The sequence below is a fragment of the Hyphomicrobium sp. ghe19 genome (genome assembly GCF_902712875.1).
Lineage (GTDB): Bacteria > Pseudomonadota > Alphaproteobacteria > Rhizobiales > Hyphomicrobiaceae > Hyphomicrobium_B.
In genome coordinates, this window is sequence record NZ_LR743509.1 from 1,953,688 (window position 1) to 1,972,177 (window position 18,490).

The window sequence follows — 18,490 nt, forward strand, 5'->3', positions numbered from 1 at the left end:
TCCACTATTCCACTATTCCGCCCTCAACATTGCTGATAGAGCGCAACCCGGAACCCCGCCCTGGTCTCAGCGCGTTAGGTTCCCCGAATGAATCACGTTCGAGGAGAGGCATATGTTGCCGAAGCCACGCGCCGACCTGAAGCCGAATACCGCCGACTTTGAGCGCCTGCCCCTCGTCAAGCCGACAGGTTTTCGCGAATACGATGCGCGGTGGCTCTATCCGCAAGAAATCAACCTCATGGGCCTCAATGCCGTCGGGCTCGGCATGGCGACCCTCTTCGCCCGGCGCGGGGTTCCGAAGCGTCTCGTGGTCGGCCACGATTACCGGTCGTATTCCGCGGCCGTCAAACAGGCGCTCATGACCGGCCTCTTGGCCGGCGGCTGCGAAGTTCACGATATCGGATTGGCCCTTTCGCCGATGGCGTACTTCGCGCAGTTCGCTCTCGACGTCGAAGGCGTCGCCATGGTGACCGCGAGCCATAACGACAACGGCTGGACCGGCATCAAGATGGGATTGTCGCGTCCACTGACGTTTGGGCCCGACGACATGTCGGAATTGAAGTCCATCGTCCTCAACGGCGAGTTCGAGCCGAAGACAGGCGGCCGGTATATCTTCGTGCCGGATTTGGCCGAGCGCTACATCAAATCGTTGACGGATCGTCCGAAGCTCAAACGCCGTCTCAAAGTCGTCTGCGCGAGCGGCAATGGCACGGCGGGCGCGTTCGCGCCGCAAGTGCTCGAGGCGATCGGCTGCGAAGTCGTGCCTCTCAACACCGACCTCGACTACAACTTCCCGAACCACAATCCCAATCCCGAAGACATGAAAATGCTTCACGCCGTTTCGGCGAAGGTGATCGAAACCGGCGCGGATGTCGGGCTTGCCTTCGACGGCGACGGCGATCGTTGCGGCGTCGTTGCCAACGACGGGCATGAGATCTTCGCGGACAAGGTCGGCGTGATGCTGGCTCGCGATCTTTCAGCGATCTACAAGAACGCGAAGTTCGTGGTCGACGTAAAATCGACGGGGCTTTTCTCGACGGACCCGGTGCTGATCGCCAACGGCGCGACGACGGCCTACTGGAAGACGGGTCACAGCTACATCAAGCGCTATAACTTCGAGCACAAGACGCTCGTCGGCTTCGAGAAGTCGGGCCACTTCTTCTTCAATGAGCCGCTCGGCCGGGGCTACGATGACGGGCTCGTTTCGGCCATCGCCGTTTGCGACATGCTCGATCGCAATCCGGGCAAGACGGTCGCCGATCTGCGTGACTCGCTACCGAAGACTTATGGCTCGCCGACCATGTCGCCCCATTGCGACGACGAGAAGAAGTACAATGTCGTCGATCGCATCACTGAACACTACAAGCGCCAGCAGGAAAGCGGCGGACACGTCGCCGGACAGGCGATCCGCGATCTCATCACCGTCAATGGCGTGCGCGTGATGCTGGAAGACGGCACGTGGGGCCTCGTTCGCGCCTCCTCGAACAAGCCGGAACTCGTCGTCGTCGTCGAAAGCCCGACGTCGGAAGCGAACATGAAGGCGATCTTCAAGGACATCGACCAGCAGCTCGCGCGCTTCCCCGAGGTCGGCGAATACAATCAGAAGATCGCTGTCTGACCTTTGCGCCCGGCGACTCCGCTTGCGCGGAGCCGGCCGCCGGCGCGAAAGATCAGTGCATCAATGTCCAAAGGAAGCGGGCGACGACGGTCGAGATGAAGACCGCGAACGCGAGTTCGAGCGTCCGTTTCGAAATGCCGTGCGCGACCTTCACGCCCAAGGGTGCCGTCAACACCGCGAGCGGGGCGATAACGCACGCACCGAGGTTGACGTAGCCCAGCGATAGCGGCGGCAAGTCCGCTTCGCCCCAACCCGAAATGATATACCCGGCGATGCCGGGAACGGCGATGACCGTTCCGATACCGGTCGCGGTTCCGACGGCTCTCAGCAGCGGCATGCCGTAAAGCGTGAGCAGCGGAACGGTGAATGTCGCGCCGCCTATTCCCATCAGCGTCGAGACGAGGCCGATGATGCCTGCCGCGCCCTCGAGCCACGGCGGCCGGGGAAGCTTGTCGGCAATCTGCCAATCATCCCTGCCGAGAAACATTTTCGCGGCGAGTGCCGTGCCGAAGACGACCCAGATCCAGCGGAGTGCTTCGCTGCTGGCATAATACGCAATGACGATGCCCGCGATCACGCCGAGGACGATCCATGGCCCCATGCGTTTCACAACGTCGAGATCGACGCTTCCTCGCGCCCGAAATGCTGAGAAGGATCGAAACACTGTCGGCGCAATGACGCCGAGCGTCGTCCCGAGCGTGACGTGCATTCTGACGTCCTCGGGAACGCCCACCACGCCGAAGGCTTCGTAGAGCACAGGCACGAGAACGCCGCCGCCGCCGATGCCGAGCAGGCCTGACAGAAACCCAGCGAGGAGTCCCGCGACTGCGAGGAGCGCCAGCAACGCGATCAGATATTCCATCGATATGGCGGCGGGCATGCTGGTTGCCTCACGCCGCGTCGGACTGGTCTTCGCGGCCGAGGCCGTGCTCGGCAAGAGCAATCGCATCCCGCAGCACGTCGACCGTGGCGGACGGATCCGTCACTCGCTCGCTCAGCAGGCGACGGAACGCGCGTCCGCGCGGCTGGCCATGATAGATGCCGAGTATGTGCTTGGTGATGTTCGACAAGCGTCCGCCGTTTTGGATATGGCGTTCCGCGTAAGGAATGAGTTTGGAGAGCGCTTCTCCCCGTGAAGGCGCAGCGGAATTCTCGCCGAATATCCGGCTATCGACGTCTGCGAGAATGAAAGGATTTTGATAAGCGGCGCGGCCGAGCATGACACCGTCGACGTGATCCAGATGACGGCCAGCGTCATCGAGCGTTTCGATGCCGCCATTGATGACGATCGTCAGTTCGGGATGGCGCGCCTTTAAACGGTAGACGCGTTGATAATCGAGGGGCGGAATTTCCCGGTTCTCTTTCGGCGACAATCCTTTCAGCCACGCCTTGCGCGCGTGCACGATGAACGTGCTGACTCCGGTTGCCGCTACGACGTCGACAAAGCGCTGGAGGTCGGCTTCTGCATCCTGTTCGTCAATGCCGATACGGCACTTGACCGTCACGGGAACGGGCTGGCTCGCGCGCATCGCCGAAACGCATGCGGCGACGAGTTCGGGTTCGGCCATAAGGCACGCGCCGAAGCGGCCTTCCTGAACGCGGTCCGAAGGGCATCCAATATTGAGGTTGATTTCGTCATAGCCAAGCTCGGCGCCGATGCTCGCTGCTTCGGCGAGCTTTGCCGTGTCGGATCCTCCGAGCTGCAAAGCGATCGGATGCTCTATGGGGGAGAAGCCAAGCAGGCGCTGACGATCGCCGCGGATGACGGCATCCGCCGTCACCATCTCGGTGTAAAGCAGCGCACGCTTCGTCAGCCCACGGTGGAAGACGCGGCAATGCCTGTCAGTCCAATCCATCATTGGCGCGATACTGAATCGGTGATGCGCGTAAATTGCTGACTTATTTGACATTAACGATGAAATCCGTTGTGGCTGTTGCCGTTTACCATGCTCATTGATGCTGCTTTCACATCATTGCACCCCGTTTAAGATACGCTAGTATTACAAGGTAACACCGAGGGAGCCGTGTAATACCGCAATGGGAACCATTCTAGCCCGCGCCCGCAGTAACGGCACAACTGCGTTTATGGCAAAAATCATAATCAAACGTGCCAGCCTCGTCATACACCGGGAGAGCAAGACGTTCGAGCGTCGCGCCGCCGCTGTCGCATGGATCGAGAAACGCGAAGCCGAGCTTGACCGGCCGGGAGAGATCGAGCGCGCGAATGCGCCCAAGGTGACGCTGGCCGATGCCATCGACAAATACACGACCGACAGCCTGAAGGAGATCGGCCGCACGAAGGCCCAGGTTCTTAGATCAATCAAGGTCTACAGCATCGCCGCCAAGGAATGCCACCTGATCAATTCGTCCGATATTGTCTCGCTATCGAAGGAGCTAGCGAAAGGCAGGAAGCCCCAGACCGTCGCGAACTATCTCAGCCACTTGGCGGCAGTCTTCGCCATAGCAGGCCCCGCTTGGGGATACCGTTTAGACGCCCAGGCAATGAAGGATGCTTTCACCGTAGGAAAGCGGCTCGGCTACACCGGCAAGTCGATGGAACGCGACCGCCGCCCGACGCTCGACGAACTGGACAAGCTCATGGCGCACTTTCAGGAGAGCCACCGCCGCCGCCCTCGTTCGTGCCCGATGCACTACGTTGTCGCGTTCGCGATCTTCTCGACGCGGCGGCAGGAGGAAATGACCCGCATCCTTTGGGATGACCTAGACGTGCAGGGCTCGCGGGTCATGGTGCGAAACATGAAGAACCCCGGCGAGAAAATCGGCAACAATGTTTGGTGCGATCTTCCCGAGCCCGCGCTCCGCATCATTCAAGCAATGCCGAAGACAGGAGAGCGAATATTCCCGTACTCCACCGACGCGATCAGCGCGGCATTCACGCGCGCCTGCAAGATGCTCGGCATTGAGGATTTGCACTTTCACGACCTACGCCACGACGGCGTGTCGCGCCTGTTCGAGATCGGCACGTCTATCCCCCGCGCCGCCGCAGTGTCAGGCCATCGCTCCTGGCAGAGCTTGCAGCGATACACTCACCTACGGCAGGCGGGAGACAAATATGCTGGCTGGAAATGGAACGAGACCGTTACCAGCCCGCTCGTCAGTACCAGTTCTTGATGATGTCCTTGCGCTTCTTGATGATCAGCACCGCAGCGACGAGAACGATGCAGACGCCGGTCGCGATCAGCGGATAAGTGACGAACTTCGGCAAGCTGCCTTCGGAGACAGTGCCGGTTTGCTTCGCGCCTTCAGCCGCACCACCAGCGACAGCACCGCCGCCGCCACAGGCCAGCGCCCGGCGTTCCTTCTCCGTCGCCCCGTCGATCACGTCCTTGCCCGGCAGTGACGTAGGAGGCGAGCCCGGCAGGCGATTGATGATTGCCTCGTTACCGGCCATGCGCGCGCGCCGGTCCGCAAGCCCGTTCGTGCCGCCGTTCCATAGCCGCACGCAGCCAATGAAATCGCCCGTATCGGCCTTAGCGTTCATGCGCTTCCACGTCCAGAACGCCGCCGACACGGCTGCTTGGTTGTCGTACTTCGCGGCAAGCTCAGGCTTGTCTTCGAGCGGCAGCTTCGCCAGCGCGCCGACCTTTTCGTAACCGTCGCGACCAGTGATCTGCGGTCCGCCGCGCCCGATGAAACGCGAGCCATCCTCACTGCCGGGCCTGTTGCCCATCCGGTTGCCATAGATGTCGTCGAACGCGCGTTTCTGCCAGCCGCTTTTGGTGCCGTACTTCGCACGCACAGCAGCCGCGTCCGCGAAGCGGTTCGGCCAGACGGCGGCCATGCGCGCCGCCGTGTAGTTGATATTCTCCGTCAGGTTCTTGATCGTGAACCCGTCAACTTCGTGCTCGATGTTCGCCATGAAAAACTTGAGCCGGTTGCGCGTGTGGTTGATGCCGGCCGGTCCCAGGATCTTGTCCTGCTTGTCGACGAAATCTTTCAGAACTGCATCAGGCGCTTTCGGGAATAGCCCGCGCATAGCGGGCATATCGAGGCGGATTGTCATTCGCGGATCTCCGATGATTGAACCGCGACAACCATCGCCCGCCAATAGTTGAGCCAGAGAACACCCCAGAGGCGGCTTCTCTCAACCTATCCGGCCAGGGTGGATAGGTGAAACATGGCTTTGATCGTCCGCGCAGAGCGGCATAGGTTTCGCCTCATGGGGGGGTGTCATTGATGCCTATGTAATCGGAGCAAACCGGTAAGTGGGCCGCAGCGCGGAATGAGCCGGGCTGCGGCTCGTTTATTTTTTGCGGCCCATGACGCGAACAGTGCAGCCCTGATCCGTCAGGATGCCCGCGATGCCGTCACCCGTGCCACGCCCAGGCGCATCGGAATCCGGCCAAACGATCACGCCGCGCCCCTTGAGCGGCGACCAATCCGTATGCTTCGCACCCTCCGTGCCGCCAGCCCATGACACAACAGTGCGGCCGGTGGCCTTCACCAGAGCGTCGCGGCATTTCTCGCCTTCAGCAACGATCACTTGCCCCGCGCCCAAATCTTCGAGCCCGTACAGTGGGCGCGGCTTAGGGAACGGGAAACGGCACCACGTCTCGAGCCCGTTCGGCAAGCGAACCCACATCACCATCGGCGTTTCTTTTTTGCCGTCAGGCAGGTCATGGCGCAGCACATAGCCGAACAGCGAGCCGTCTTCGCGACGATACGGGAAGACCATCGACGGCACGAACGACCCAACTTCGCGCTCAGTGCCAGCGCGCTTTGGATTGTAGAGCGTCACTCGCTTGCCCGGTTCGATCTCGTCGACCGGATCGACGGGAACGATACCAGCATATACGTCTCGCACTTCGACGTGACGCGGTGCGATGTTCGGCCCCGCCGCTTCACCCTTCAGAATGCGGATCGCGCCAGGGAGATCGACCCGTTTAATATGCCGGACAAAATCCAGCACGTCGCCTTTCGCGCCGCAGCCGAAGCAGTGCATCCGCTGCACGCGATCCCGTCCGTGGAAGATCGTAAACGAAGGCGTATCTTCTTCGTGGAACGGGCACGGCGCAACCCACTCGTCGCCGTCCTTGACCAGCGGGACACCGAAGCGCTCCGCTGTTTCCGCAAGCGAGACTTCGCGCCGGATCAGATCGGTGTCGGAGATCATGCCAATATTCCCGTCAAGTCGTCGTCGTTTCTGGCGATGCCCGCCCGCCCGCCCGCCTTCGATACGGCCTCGATCCAGGCAAGCTGTTCGGGCGACGCCCGGCCCTTGTCCGTCTTGACCTCGACCTGTGCGTAAACGGCCACCGTCGACCCGACCATATCGGCCGTTACGACGACGGGAACCCAGCCACCTAAGTCTGACATTCCTTCGACGCCAGCACGGAATGGCCGCGCCTTGCGGACCACAACGTCACCCGAGCCGAGCGTAACGAGCCGGCCGGGATAGCCCTGCTCGACGCGACCAATCCACGCCATGCCTACCTGCTGACGGAAAAGCCGCGCGCCGAGTGTCGACGCGCGGGCTTGTAGTCTTCGCATTAAGTCTGCTTCAGCCACGGCCGACCTCAGAACGGAATTTCGTCGTCGATGCCGACCTGCGCCGGATCTTGCGGCGCTTGTGGACGGCTAGCATTATCGTTCGCGTCGGACATGCCGCGCCCGCCGCCGTTATCGCCCAGCAGGATCAGCTTCGCATCGAAGCCGGTCAGGTTAACTTCCGTCGTGTAACGGTCGTTGCCTTCCTTATCCTTCCACTTGCGCGTTTGCAGCGCGCCCTCGACGAAAATCTTGCTGCCCTTCTTGACGTACTTCTCGATGACGCTGACGAGCCCGTCATTCCAGACCGTGACGCGATGCCATTCGGTGCGTTCTTTTTTCTCGCCGGTCGCCTTGTCCTTCCAGCTTTCAGTTGTCGCGATGGAGAGGTTTGCGACGCGCTGACTTGTGCTCACATCGCGGAAGTCAGGGTCTTGCCCCACGTTCCCAATGATCTGCACCTTGTTGAGATAACCCGCCATTTAATCCCCCTGCTTCTTTCATCACCAAGCGATACCCCTGGCGATAGCCAACATTTTCAATCGATACGCCCGTTCCAACTAACTTCCCTCTCAGATGGCAAAGCGCCACCTTGAACGCGGAATACATTTTCGACGCGCTCGGACCGCCGTCCGGATCGTCCGCGTACATTTCGCTAAAGATCGTTTCCGGTTGAACCGAGCGGCCCTTGCCCGACCACACCGCGCGCAAGATCGCCTCTTGCAGTGGCGACAAACCAGCAGCGTGCGCTATAACGTCGACGGTCGGCTGCGGAACACGTTGCTCGCAGCATGGGCAGCGGTATTTCGTAGAGCGCAATTGGAGCGCAAAATTTTCAGCAGTAACTTCGACGAGATTTTCAATCCGGAAATTTCCCGGATTGCCGTCGTCAAATCGGAGGTTATTGTTCGTAATACCGTGGTGCCAATTCCAGACGAGATAATGCGCCGTGAATAATTTTCCGCCAATTTTGGCGTAATATATATTGCGCTCCGATTGCGCTCCACGGCGAGTGACCGCGCGTCCGTCCTTTCGTTGGCCGGATGCAGCATGTCGCCAGTAAAGCATGCCGTCGCGATAATCGAAAAGACGTTGCGCCTCTTCCTTGATGAGTTGGTTTGAAACCTTCACCGCCCGCCCCTTTCATCCCTGACCTGTCGCGCCGTGAAAATATGAGCGGCCCACGCTTCCGGCCGCTTGTACCCGCGCGCCGTTGCGAGCGAGACGAGAGCGTCTAATGTCTTCGCTTCCGCCTGTTCGCGTTTGCGTTCGCGGCGGATCGCTTCAACGTCGACCTCTTGCAATTCGCCGTCGACCTCGTCGAGTTCGCGACCGCCGCCCATGCCTTGAGGCTTCTTGTCATAGACGTGCCCACACTCGGGACACTTCGGAGCAGGCTGATGCGCCGCGAAGCACGTCGGGCAGACGAACAATTCGACTTCGCGCTTTTTCTTCTTGCGGCCCTCGAGCGACCATTCGCGATCTTCATCGGGCAGGCCAAGGTTCGGCTTGGCAAATCCGCCGACCATATCGAGCAGGATATGCGGCGCACCCGTTCCATCCTGGCGAAGCCCGCGACCGTGCTTCTGCAAATGCCGAGCGAGCGATTGCGTTGGCGAGTTGTCGAGAACGCATTCAATCGTAACCGGCCGGTCGACTTGCGCCGCGAGATCGAAGCCCTCGCAGAAAAGCTGACAGTTGACGATGATGTCTATCTGCCGGTCCGCGAAGCCGACGAATGCCGCGCGCCGGTCCGCCTGCGCAGTCTCGCCATCGAGCGCAACAGCCATGACACCAGCGGCGCGAAACTCTGCGGCAAGCCGCTCAGCGCTATCGATGGACGGCGAGAACGCGATTGTGCGCTTGCCTTGCGCCTTGCTTCGCCAATGCTTCACGGCGTTTGAAAGAACGCCTTTCCCTGACATCAGGCTATCGAGATCAGACGAGACGTATTCGCCGCCCCGCGTGCGCAGCCCGGTCAGATCGAGCCCGGCAGGAGAGAAGGCGCGGTAGCGTGACAGGTGGCCATTCTCGATCAGCCACCGGACAGACGGACCCATGACCATCGTATCCCACACGTCGCCCAGAGGCTTGCCGTCCAGACGTTCGGGCGAACCGGTCAGGCCGATGAGCTTTGAACCCTCACCTTTGTAGTGGAGCGCGACCTTTGCCCAACCGCTCGCGATGCTCAGATGAGCTTCGTCGACCATGATGTAATCGGCCTGATATTTCCCGAGCCGATTTTTCAGCGTCGCAATCGAGGCGATAAAAACGCGGTGATGCGGATTGCAGTGATGGCCGGCCGCGATGTAGGAGAACGGGATGCCGAACTTATAAAATGTCTTCGCGGTTTGCGTGATCAGGTCGACGCGATGGACGCAAAAGATAACGCGCTTTTTAGCGTCGAAAATGCGCTTGATCAGGTCCGCCGCCAGAACCGTTTTGCCGAACCCGGTCGGCGCGAACGTCAGCACGGAACCGTGCTCGCGCAGCGCGACGCGCAGCTTCGTGCGAACGTCTTCCTGGTCCGGCCGCAGCGTAATCATCGCCCGACCACCATGCGCTTGATGTCCGCCTCGTGCGGGGCCATGCGCTTGAGCCTCGCAGCCAGTTCGCGCAAGACTTCGATGTCGACGACTTCCAATGACAGCAACGTCGGGCCAGCGTTGCCACCGGCGTATGGATGACAACGCATCACCAGCGCATCGACATATTCGGCTTGCTCGCTGATGCTCAGTCGCGGCGCGGCGCTCATTTGCGCCCCGGCGTCAGATCGCTCGAAGACAGTACGACCTTTAATTCTTTAGCGACGACAAGGAGTCGTTTCTGATCGCGGCCGCTAATCAGTCCTTCTTCGTCTTTAAGGTCACGACTAACCTTGGAGCGATGGCGATCAATCGCGCGGGCGAATGCCGACTGGGACATACCAAATTTAAAAAAAACTCGTCGCCAGGGCGTGGAGAAATCGGGGGTTTGTTTCACGAGCTTGACCATTTATCAGTGCGATAATCGCAACATACGTTGCGCTTCTCGCATCGTCAAGCATCGTTAAGCATCGCTCGCATTACATCACAACGTAACCAAGGAGGGGGCCATGGGGCTTGTAAGTTGTTGCGGTAAGTGCAACACTAAAACGCATCAAACAGGGTCGCGTATAAGAAAATGGCAGATACTGCACAGATCGACAGCGAGTGGTTTCGCACCAGATTCGCTGAAAAACGAACGTCATACAGAGCGTTCGCCAGAGAGCATGGTATGGACCCATCCGCCGTGTCTCGCATGCTGACTGGACAGCGGCGAATGCAGCGGGATGAAGCTGCCGCCATCGCTCAATTTATCGGCGCGCCTATCAGCGAAGTTCTCAAGCATGCCGGCGTTACCATCGACGGAGAATATACGCCGATCTTGCTCGTTGCGACCATCAACGAACACGGTCAGATCGAACGACTGCCTGAACCGCGACCGCTACCCCATTCGGTGATAGACAGAGCGCGGTCAGCGATCGATGCCGTTCCGCGCGTTCTTGCTGCGCAAATTCGTGCTTTGTCCGGCCCGCTTACCGTGATGGATGATGCAGTCGTATTGTTCTGTCCCACCGACGACGTTGATTCGGCATCTATCGGAGCGTTGTCGATCTGCCGGAATTTTGCCGGGGATCAAATCCTTGCCAAGATAGAACGCGCCAGGAAAACCGGCGAAGCCCGCGTCGTCACCATTGACGGCAAGGTGAAGGAGTTTGATCTGCAAACTGCGACGCCCGTTCTTACGATCATTCCATAAACATTGAAGGCCGACGACCCCGCAACTGGTCGTCGGCCCTCTGCTCGTGGCCCCCGCCGCCGAGCTTAAAATCGCGCAGGGAATTAGCAGCCTTACCCCCGCGCCGTCCGCACGCCATTGATGCGGCTGTTGTGGCTTCTGTCGGGTCTCCCCTGTCTGCGCCATGGTGCGATAACAACATTAACGATGCGTTTCTGTCAACGTCGTTGCGATTTATTTTTTAGATCGCACCGCGCCGCTTGACTGCTGCGCTGCGTTGCGCCTAGTGTTGCGCTTATCGCAACGCATAGCAATGGACGCGCATCATCATGACGATCCCCAAAGTCAAGGACGACATCACGCCCGGCATTTACGAGGGCATCCCCAACGAGGCTTACCACTCAGGCCCCGGCATTTCGAAGTCCGGCCTGTGGACGATCCACGAGAAGTCGCCCGCACACTTCAAATTCGGAGAGCGCAAGGAAACGAACGCTTTCGACATGGGCGAAGCCTGCCACCTTGCGATCCTTGAACCGAACCTGTTCGAGAAGAAAGTCGTTCGCGGCCCCGACGATAGACGCGGCAACAAGTGGAAAGACGTGGCCGAGATGTGCCGCCTCGACGGCAAGCTGCTGCTGACATCGGGCGACTACGATAACGCGCTTGCAGTTCGCGATGCTGTCCACGCCGACGCCTTCGTGAGCGGCATCGTCACCAACGAGAACGCGTCTGTCGAGACTTCCGGCTATTGGGTCGATGAGCAAACCGGCATGCTCTGCCGTTGCCGCCCTGATCTTTGGCGCGAAGACTTGGGCGTCATGGTCGACGTTAAGTCGACGGCGAGCGCACACCCCGACGCCTTCGCTAAGAGCGTCACCAACTACGGCTACCACGCGCAGGAGGCTTTCTATTCGGAAGGCTGGCGCACTCTCGGCAAGAGCATCAACGGGTTTGTGTTTCTCGCATGGGAGAAAACGAGCCCCTACGCCTTTGGCGTTTATGAGTTGCCACCGGCAATCGTTCTGGAAGGCCGCGCGATCATGCAGCGAGCGCTCGAAACTTACGCCGAGTGCCAGCGCAAGAACGAATGGCCCGGCTACGGCAGCGGCGTCCAGGAGCTTGATTTCAAGCGTTGGGCGTACCGACTGACAGAAGCCCCGTCACCACTCGATACAGAGCTTGCGCCGTGACGCTCGCCACTCAGACGCGTCGCTTCTGGTGCGCGTCTCACTTCTTTCGCCGGTCCGGCAAAGAAAACCTCAGCCTAGCAATCAAGGTTCTCGAGCAAGTCGCCGCCGACGCGCCCGCCCTGCTCAAAGACCGCGCAATCACTGTTCTCGTGGAGATCGACAATGCACAATTCAAACGTACCGGCAGTCTCTAACGGTCGTCCCGCCCTCTCGCTTCGCGATAGCGTTGCGAGGATGGCTCCGGAATTTGGCAAGGCGTTGCCCGGCCATATCTCGACCGAGCGCTTCGTTCGCACGGCGCAAACAGCTATCGCACTCACGCGCAATATCGACAAGGTGAAGAACCCGCAGTCGTTGCTCGCCGCTTGCACCAAGGCCGCAGCGGACGGCCTCATCCTCGACGGCCGCGAAGCCGCGCTTGTGATCGATTACAAAGGCGAAGCGCAGTACCGGCCGATGATGCGCGGCTTGCTCAAGCTCGCCTATCAGAGCGGCGAACTTAAAGGGCTCGTTGTCGAAGTCGTGCGCCAAGGCGATACGTTCCGCCATCGACCGACGAACCTTGCCGAGCCGATCTCGCACGAGATCGACCACGACAGCGAACGCGGTGAGGTGCGCGTTGTGTACGCGATGGCCGAGTTGAAAGACGGCGGCATCGTCCACGAGGTTATGTCGGTTGCAGCAGTAAATCGCATCCGCGACCGCTCGGATGGATGGAAGGCGTTCATTGCCGAAAAAATCAAATCAACGCCGTGGTCGACCGATTGGGAGGAAATGGCGCGCAAGACCGTCTTCAAACGACTGACAAAATATCTGCCTTCGAGCAACGAGCAACTGCACCAAGCGACCGAGCGGCCCGACGATACCGTGACCATCGAGGCCGAAGCCGTCGACACGACACCGACGAAACCGGCAGGGCTGAAGACGCGGGGCGGTGCGGCGGCACTCCTCAAGGCTGCACACAAGGTGATGCGGCAGTCCGCCGAGATCGATCGCGAGCCCGTTCAAGCAGATCTCATTCCGGGCGACGAACCGGAGTTTGATCTGCAAACAGGCGAGATCATCGAAACCAGAGACGAGAACCCGAGCGACGACATCTAACGCGTCCGGCATCAGCGCAATCATCGCAGGAGGAAACGAAAATGCGGATCGAAGCAGGCAAATGGTATCTCAATCGGGAAGGTAATTGCGTTGGCCCGATGCAGCGTGACGACGACGGGATTACGTATTTTTGGCGGGATGGAGACGGCCGCTCATACTTCTTTGATGGCCGCGCAGGCGTCGGGTCGCTGCCGTCACCGCACGACCTCATCAGGGAGTGGATCAATCCAGCTGCTTCGGCAGAGCCACCTATGCACGACCTCGTTAAGCGACCGGCCACCAACACGCCGCCGCCGATCCCGCCGCAGTACCCGAGCGCTGAACAGCTGGAAGCGGACAGATCGTATGACGTTCTGGTCAGCGTTCTCAAGGACGCGCACGCCCAGGCCTCACGCGGCAAGGGCAAGGAGCGGCACGCCAACGGCCGGCCGTTCGAACGTCAGCCGATCATGGAGCTTGGCCGCATGTACGGCCCCGGCTTTGCTGCCGGTCAAGCAGCGAAGAAGGCCCAGGAAGCAATGGGCATGGTTGCGCGAGGCGAGCGCGACGCGGCTGCGTTCGAGCTTCTAGGCGCAATAAACTATCTCGCGGCGTGCGTGATGCTCATCCGCGAGAACCAAAACGCCGCTTAACAGCGCATCTGTTTAGAAGGATCACCCAGCCATGCCGCGTAGTCAGCAGGAAGTATGCGAAGAGATAGCCAACGCGACCGACGAGGAACGCGGCGACTTGATACGGCGCGTCCGCAATTTCGCATGGACCGAAGAACGCAAGAAATCCACGGTCGATTTCATTATGCTACTCGGGTTAGCTGGTGGCAGATCGACTAAACAGTAATTGGACGCTAACGCTTCGAGACGACGGCACCCAGCAGGCGCGCGGCAATATCTGTCGCCGCCTTGCTACCGAAATAGAAGCCGATCACCATCATAACGATGCCGCTCACTTGCGGGCCAGGATCAGGCGTTATCCCCCAGCCAAGCACGGTATCCCACACGACGATTTTCGCCACATAGAGCAGCGCGCATTTGCCGATCAGTTCCCGCGTCGACCACCATTTGTCGTATTGTGCGGCAGTCGTCGCGAGAGCTATTTGCCCCTCGTAAAACTTCACGGCCTGATCTGCGGCGAGCTTGTCCTTGTTCGTCATGGCTGCCAGCTTCGCCTGATAGGCACGTTCCAGCGGCGCAATAAAGCTATTGAGCAGCCCGCCCGTCAGCAGTGAGAAAAGCCAAGTCATCGCGCACCCCCGAATTGACGCTCAGCATAGAGCCACGCTTCGGCCGCGACGCCGACGAGCGCACCAAGCGCGACTTCGATCATTTGAATGACATCGGCATCGGCCGCTAGCGTCATGCCTACGTCTGGCGACAGCAGCCCGCGCGCCATGAGAAAAGCCGCGACGTACCGCAGCGATATTCGAATAATGAGACTGATCATTAAGCCCCCCCCTGTCTGACACATGACTATGTCGGCAAGGGTTGGCGCATCAATTTCCTGTCAATCCGCTCGTTGTTGCGACGCGCCAGAGTGCGGTGATGAATAGGGCGATGATGATCCAGATTGCCCTGACGAGGTGGCCGTTAAGGCGTTCTACTGACTTCTCGATGCGGTCGAGCGACGCCTTCGTGTGCGGCCCTTGGGTTTCAAGGATGACAACGCGGTCATTGAGCTTGTTGACGCGGCCATGCACCTTGTCTAACTCCGCCCTCATATTGTCCGCCGTTGTTGCGCGTCTCGGTGCCATGTGGTTCCCGCCCCTATAGTAACGGCGGGTATAGCAAGGATAAAGTTGACGCTTATACTTCAGCGAACGAAAGAGGCCGCGCGACGCGGCCTCTCACTGCGGCTCAAAGCTGAAGGCATCCGCCTGTATTGTGAAGGGCGAAAACCTTAAAATTTGTGCTCGGCGCATGCTGCCAAACGATCATGTATATGCCGCCATCCGTCGCGACGATTTGAGCGGATGAACCGCCCGCGAGAGCGCGCACGATCTCGGCAGTTTGGATCGGAATTGTTGCGAGCGAAACGGTTTCGCCTGCATCGAGCAATGAATCGAGATTTGCTTGCGCGAGTTCCGCCGTGGTCGGACATTCGACGTTTTGATTTAAGTACATTCATTGCCCCTGATTTATGCGGGGATAGCCCCCGGATGCCGATTGTACAGATCCGGAGGCTAGACGCAACAAAGGCCGCTAAATCATTGGCTCCCTACTGCGCCGGTTGTTCAGCGCTGGAACGTTGACGCGCTTCTGATGCCTGCAGAAGCCCAACGATAGGACCGGAAAATCGCAACGGCACGTCTAAGAGGATCTGCTGCAATTGCGCCATTTCGGCTTTATTCAGCGTGAGTTCTTCCATGTGGCTTTAAGCTCCTATCAGTCCATGAGTTACTAAGGCGTCCTGCAGCGCTTTCACGCGACTAGCTAGCTGTGCAAGTGTGATGGTTGTCGTGTCATATGCAGTCGCCTTGTTGGAGGTGTTGGTCATCGCGGTCCAGCCTGTCTCACGCGCGCCGAGCACCTTGACGTTGTTGACGCGATAGATCTTGCCGCTCGCAACGTCGAAGTCGCCAGAGTTCAATATCTTGCCGGCCGAATGCGTAAGCGTGACGTTGCCGTTATTGAAGTTCAGAACAGCGCCATTTGGGAACGCGATCGCATTAGTCGCCGCCGTGATAGCGGTGAGGTCGATGGCATTGTCGAAAGCACCAGATAGAGCGATACCTTTTTTAAACTTGACGTGGCCAACGTCGGCAAGTCCGGCTTCGATTTTGAGGCCATACCCGATCTCTACGTCGGCACCGCTTCCCGGCGATGAGCGGAACCCGATGATATCGATGCCATATCTAGCGTTGTTGTTATCGGTGCCGTTAGCCTGAATGTCGACTTCGATGCCATAGAGACCGACAGTCGGGTTAGTGACACTTGACGTGTCTATTGCCTGGGCGACCATAGCCCACGTTGGACCCGCGTTCTGCTTAATAGCCTGACCATAGATTGCAACGTTGTTTCCTGCGGTCGCATTATTGGTGATGGTACTCAGGAATGCCCATTGATAATCTGCGACACCGGACTCGACGTACTGATTGACCCACAATGCGCTTTTGGTAACGCCCGCAACACCGCCTACGTAATAGTCTTCTTTTTGAATTCTGAAGGATGCTTGCTCTGCAGGCCGTGTCGTATTTTGCTTCCACGAGAAAAAGGGATGCTGTGTACCCTGAGTTCCCGTGCCGGAGACATCGGCAGTGAGATTGATCGTCCCCGGCGTGCCGTCGCCAAGCGAAGCAATCTTCAGTCCCGTAAACGTCTTGTTGGCGAGGGTCTGAGCGCCGCCGACTGTAACAACAGATGCCGCGTTAGTTCCCGGCGTGGCGACGCGAAGATCACCGCCACTAACCGTCAACACATCGGCCGCGTGCGTGAGAACAACGTCACTGTTGGCGAAGTTTAGGGTGCCATTGGGCGCGATAAACAGGTTTTTCCAACCCCTTATTCCGGCACCGAGGGAGGCAGCGCCGTCGACTGTCGGCGCAATATCTCCTGTGGTGACGATAGCGCCGGCTACTGTGACCTGTGCTGGCGTGACTTGCATCGTCGGGTTGCCACCAACGACAGACAACAGCGCCCCGCCATTGTAAGAAAGGTATGTCGCGCCCAGAGAGGTGCCGCCATCACCCGCAAACCAGCTAGACGGCGCAGCCGTCGCGGCAGCGTCGAAGTAAAGGCGTTGCATTTGCTTGAGGGCAATTGCGCATTGAGTGGACGTTAACGCAGTGCCGGTGAAGTCAAGTCCGACTTTCCAACTGCCGGTCAACTGATAGCCAGCGTCCGCTGCGACAGTCGAGCTAGCGCTGGATTGCAGCCTTACGCCGATGTAAGGCGATGTGTAGCCCGCGGCGCGAGCGCCCGTGCGGCCGAAGTTTAAGACAAGCCCGAGCGCAGCGACATCATTCTTTCCGTTGTCGTTGAGGGCGATCTCGGACCCATAGAGGTTCACAAGTTCTGTGTTGGCCCCCGTCTGGCCGCCAACCACTGTCGCAGAGTTGCGCCCCGTCCACGACGTGGCCGACGCTGCTGTGCCGTGCTTTGTGACGCCTACGGTCCCGAAGAACGGGTTATAGTCGCCATATCCGGAATGCTGCGCGTCTACATGGTAGCCCGCGACCATAGTTCGGCCGCCGCTGTCTGTCGTGACGAACTGCTGATAGCCCGCCACGTTGACCATGTGCATATACGCACCCGCCAAGTTCGACAGGGACGTGTATGAAGTCGGGTTGCCAGTGTAATCCGCAGCTTGCCGAGTTGTGTCTTGGTACCATTGGTTGCGGCTGATTCCGACTGTGCAAGGACCGAAGACCTGCGCGTCAAGGAGCGCACCCATCAAGAAAATGGGCGCTGCCGGTGATATGCTCGCAGACAAATGATAGTTGCCAGCAGGGGCGAATACCGGACCAAGGCCCGCGCCGACCGCCGCTAGTATCTTCGCGCGGTCGTCGGTGGCCCCATCGCCCACGACGCCGAAGTCTTTAAAGCTCACAACGTCGCGCATCTTCGCTTGATACGTGCGGTCTACTGCACCCGCGCCAGCCTGCTTGAATACTAACGCCCCAGCCGCAGCCGCTGCGCTAGAAGCTGCCGCTGATGCCGAAGCGGCCGCATTTGTTTCCGACGTTGCCGTCTTCGTCTCCGACTTGCCGGCGGCCGTTGCACTTCCAGCCGCAGCCGCTGCGCTAGAAGCTGCCGCCGATGCCGCGCCAGGAGCGGCAAGAACACCGGCCATATTCTCGGCGACGGCTTCAACGTCGCCAGCTATTGCGGCAACCGCATCGATATTATCGGCGCTATCGGAAAGACGCAAAATATCCTCGACAAGCTTGTCAAGCTCGCTCGGATCTGCTGACGCTGGAATTTTGACGGACCGATCAATCTTCTCGGCAAGCTGCTGATCGCGCATGACGGCGAGATCCAGGCCGCGCTCGACCGTTTCAGCGTAATAAGCGCCCTGATTTTCCAGGTCGATATCCTGCACGAAAGGGACATTTGGCAGGATCGTGATTGATTGGTCCTTGCTCGGCTTGACGACGGTCCTAATCTTGCCGCCCTCGTCATTGCCGACGCCGCTAACTGTATAGTCGATATTGAGCGCCAGAGACGTTTCGACGCCACCCTCGGTGCGGATCACCTTAAGATGCGTTTCGTCCACGATCTTAAATTCATATTCGAATAGATCCGTCACGCCGTTCCCTAAGTAAGGTCCGGATCTATTGGTATCGCTTGAAACGGTCATTGTAAGGTGGCCCCCGCTATTT

The 18,490-nt window shown here is 59.3% G+C and carries 23 protein-coding genes; 7 read left to right on the forward strand and 16 right to left on the reverse strand.

Features of this window, described 5'->3' with window-relative positions; genetic code table 11:
* The first annotated feature begins 112 nt into the window (after positions 1-112).
* Positions 113-1,618, forward strand: coding sequence for a phosphomannomutase/phosphoglucomutase (locus tag AACL53_RS09300; protein ID WP_339084218.1), 1,506 nt, complete (start codon positions 113-115; stop codon positions 1,616-1,618).
* 52 nt (positions 1,619-1,670) lie between these two features.
* Here AACL53_RS09300 and AACL53_RS09305 read toward each other — a convergent pair whose 3' ends face one another.
* Together AACL53_RS09305 and dusA are read right to left on the reverse strand one after the other, a co-directional pair.
* On the reverse strand, positions 1,671-2,498 hold the full coding sequence (locus tag AACL53_RS09305; RefSeq protein ID WP_339084219.1) for a sulfite exporter TauE/SafE family protein: 828 nt from the start codon (positions 2,496-2,498) through the stop codon (positions 1,671-1,673).
* Between the two features lie 10 nt (positions 2,499-2,508).
* Positions 2,509-3,528, reverse strand: a complete 1,020-nt coding sequence (gene dusA / locus AACL53_RS09310; RefSeq protein WP_339084220.1) for a tRNA dihydrouridine(20/20a) synthase DusA — start codon at positions 3,526-3,528, stop codon at positions 2,509-2,511.
* Between the two features lie 127 nt (positions 3,529-3,655).
* Between dusA and AACL53_RS09315 the strand changes: the two genes are divergently transcribed.
* Positions 3,656-4,750, forward strand: coding sequence for a site-specific integrase (locus AACL53_RS09315; protein ID WP_339084221.1), 1,095 nt, complete (start codon positions 3,656-3,658; stop codon positions 4,748-4,750).
* Here the strand turns inward: AACL53_RS09315 and AACL53_RS09320 are convergent.
* The 8 genes from AACL53_RS09320 to AACL53_RS09355 all read right to left on the reverse strand — a co-directional run bounded on the left by AACL53_RS09320 (position 4,734) and on the right by AACL53_RS09355 (position 10,120).
* Positions 4,734-5,642, reverse strand: a complete 909-nt coding sequence (locus AACL53_RS09320; protein WP_339084222.1) for a glycosyl hydrolase — start codon at positions 5,640-5,642, stop codon at positions 4,734-4,736. The genes AACL53_RS09315 and AACL53_RS09320 overlap by 17 nt on opposite strands.
* Positions 5,643-5,882: 240 nt before the next feature.
* Complete coding sequence (locus AACL53_RS09325; protein WP_339084223.1) at positions 5,883-6,752, reverse strand: CHC2 zinc finger domain-containing protein; 870 nt, start codon at positions 6,750-6,752, stop codon at positions 5,883-5,885.
* On the reverse strand, positions 6,749-7,129 hold the full coding sequence (locus tag AACL53_RS09330) for a VRR-NUC domain-containing protein (RefSeq protein ID WP_339084225.1): 381 nt from the start codon (positions 7,127-7,129) through the stop codon (positions 6,749-6,751). Before AACL53_RS09330 ends, AACL53_RS09325 begins: the two co-directional genes overlap by 4 nt.
* A gap of 26 nt (positions 7,130-7,155) precedes the next feature.
* Positions 7,156-7,608, reverse strand: coding sequence for a single-stranded DNA-binding protein (gene ssb, locus AACL53_RS09335; RefSeq protein WP_339084226.1), 453 nt, complete (start codon positions 7,606-7,608; stop codon positions 7,156-7,158).
* A complete protein-coding gene (locus AACL53_RS09340; RefSeq protein ID WP_339084227.1) occupies positions 7,553-8,257 on the reverse strand; it encodes an HNH endonuclease in 705 nt (234 codons plus the stop codon). The genes ssb and AACL53_RS09340 overlap by 56 nt, the downstream gene beginning before the upstream one ends.
* Positions 8,254-9,672 carry a DEAD/DEAH box helicase gene (locus tag AACL53_RS09345; RefSeq protein ID WP_339084228.1) on the reverse strand — a complete coding sequence of 473 codons (1,419 nt, stop codon included), beginning with the start codon at positions 9,670-9,672 and terminating at the stop codon, positions 8,254-8,256. Before AACL53_RS09345 ends, AACL53_RS09340 begins: the two co-directional genes overlap by 4 nt.
* On the reverse strand, positions 9,669-9,881 hold the full coding sequence (locus tag AACL53_RS09350; protein WP_339084229.1) for a hypothetical protein: 213 nt from the start codon (positions 9,879-9,881) through the stop codon (positions 9,669-9,671). The genes AACL53_RS09345 and AACL53_RS09350 overlap by 4 nt, the downstream gene beginning before the upstream one ends.
* Complete coding sequence (locus AACL53_RS09355; RefSeq protein WP_339084230.1) at positions 9,878-10,120, reverse strand: hypothetical protein; 243 nt, start codon at positions 10,118-10,120, stop codon at positions 9,878-9,880. The genes AACL53_RS09350 and AACL53_RS09355 overlap by 4 nt, the downstream gene beginning before the upstream one ends.
* Before the next feature lie 261 nt (positions 10,121-10,381).
* On the opposite strand from AACL53_RS09355, the gene AACL53_RS09360 reads away from it, so the two are divergent.
* The 5 genes from AACL53_RS09360 to AACL53_RS09380 all read left to right on the forward strand — a co-directional run bounded on the left by AACL53_RS09360 (position 10,382) and on the right by AACL53_RS09380 (position 13,808).
* Positions 10,382-10,906, forward strand: coding sequence for an XRE family transcriptional regulator (locus tag AACL53_RS09360; protein WP_339084231.1), 525 nt, complete (start codon positions 10,382-10,384; stop codon positions 10,904-10,906).
* Between the two features lie 308 nt (positions 10,907-11,214).
* Entirely contained in the window at positions 11,215-12,075 is an 861-nt protein-coding gene (locus tag AACL53_RS09365) for a PD-(D/E)XK nuclease-like domain-containing protein (RefSeq protein ID WP_339084232.1), read from the forward strand.
* Positions 12,072-12,269: a hypothetical protein gene (locus AACL53_RS09370; protein WP_339084233.1), complete on the forward strand. Its 198-nt coding sequence runs from the start codon at positions 12,072-12,074 to the stop codon at positions 12,267-12,269. The genes AACL53_RS09365 and AACL53_RS09370 overlap by 4 nt, the downstream gene beginning before the upstream one ends.
* The gene (locus tag AACL53_RS09375) at positions 12,238-13,176 is read left to right on the forward strand and encodes a recombinase RecT (protein WP_339084234.1); all 939 of its coding nucleotides are present in this window, start codon (positions 12,238-12,240) and stop codon (positions 13,174-13,176) included. Before AACL53_RS09370 ends, AACL53_RS09375 begins: the two co-directional genes overlap by 32 nt.
* 41 nt (positions 13,177-13,217) lie before the next feature.
* Complete coding sequence (locus tag AACL53_RS09380) at positions 13,218-13,808, forward strand: hypothetical protein (RefSeq protein WP_339084235.1); 591 nt, start codon at positions 13,218-13,220, stop codon at positions 13,806-13,808.
* 212 nt (positions 13,809-14,020) lie between these two features.
* Here the strand turns inward: AACL53_RS09380 and AACL53_RS09385 are convergent, their stop codons facing one another.
* The 6 genes from AACL53_RS09385 to AACL53_RS09410 all read right to left on the reverse strand — a co-directional run bounded on the left by AACL53_RS09385 (position 14,021) and on the right by AACL53_RS09410 (position 18,468).
* Positions 14,021-14,416, reverse strand: a complete 396-nt coding sequence (locus tag AACL53_RS09385; protein ID WP_339084236.1) for a hypothetical protein — start codon at positions 14,414-14,416, stop codon at positions 14,021-14,023.
* Positions 14,413-14,616, reverse strand: a complete 204-nt coding sequence (locus tag AACL53_RS09390) for a hypothetical protein (protein ID WP_339084237.1) — start codon at positions 14,614-14,616, stop codon at positions 14,413-14,415. The genes AACL53_RS09385 and AACL53_RS09390 overlap by 4 nt, the downstream gene beginning before the upstream one ends.
* A gap of 49 nt (positions 14,617-14,665) precedes the next feature.
* Positions 14,666-14,890, reverse strand: coding sequence for a hypothetical protein (locus AACL53_RS09395; protein WP_339084238.1), 225 nt, complete (start codon positions 14,888-14,890; stop codon positions 14,666-14,668).
* Between the two features lie 136 nt (positions 14,891-15,026).
* The gene (locus AACL53_RS09400; protein ID WP_339084239.1) at positions 15,027-15,293 is read right to left on the reverse strand and encodes a hypothetical protein; all 267 of its coding nucleotides are present in this window, start codon (positions 15,291-15,293) and stop codon (positions 15,027-15,029) included.
* Between the two features lie 94 nt (positions 15,294-15,387).
* The gene (locus tag AACL53_RS09405) at positions 15,388-15,537 is read right to left on the reverse strand and encodes a hypothetical protein (protein ID WP_339084240.1); all 150 of its coding nucleotides are present in this window, start codon (positions 15,535-15,537) and stop codon (positions 15,388-15,390) included.
* A gap of 6 nt (positions 15,538-15,543) precedes the next feature.
* Complete coding sequence (locus AACL53_RS09410) at positions 15,544-18,468, reverse strand: glycosyl hydrolase family 28-related protein (protein WP_339084241.1); 2,925 nt, start codon at positions 18,466-18,468, stop codon at positions 15,544-15,546.
* Positions 18,469-18,490: the final 22 nt, after the last annotated feature.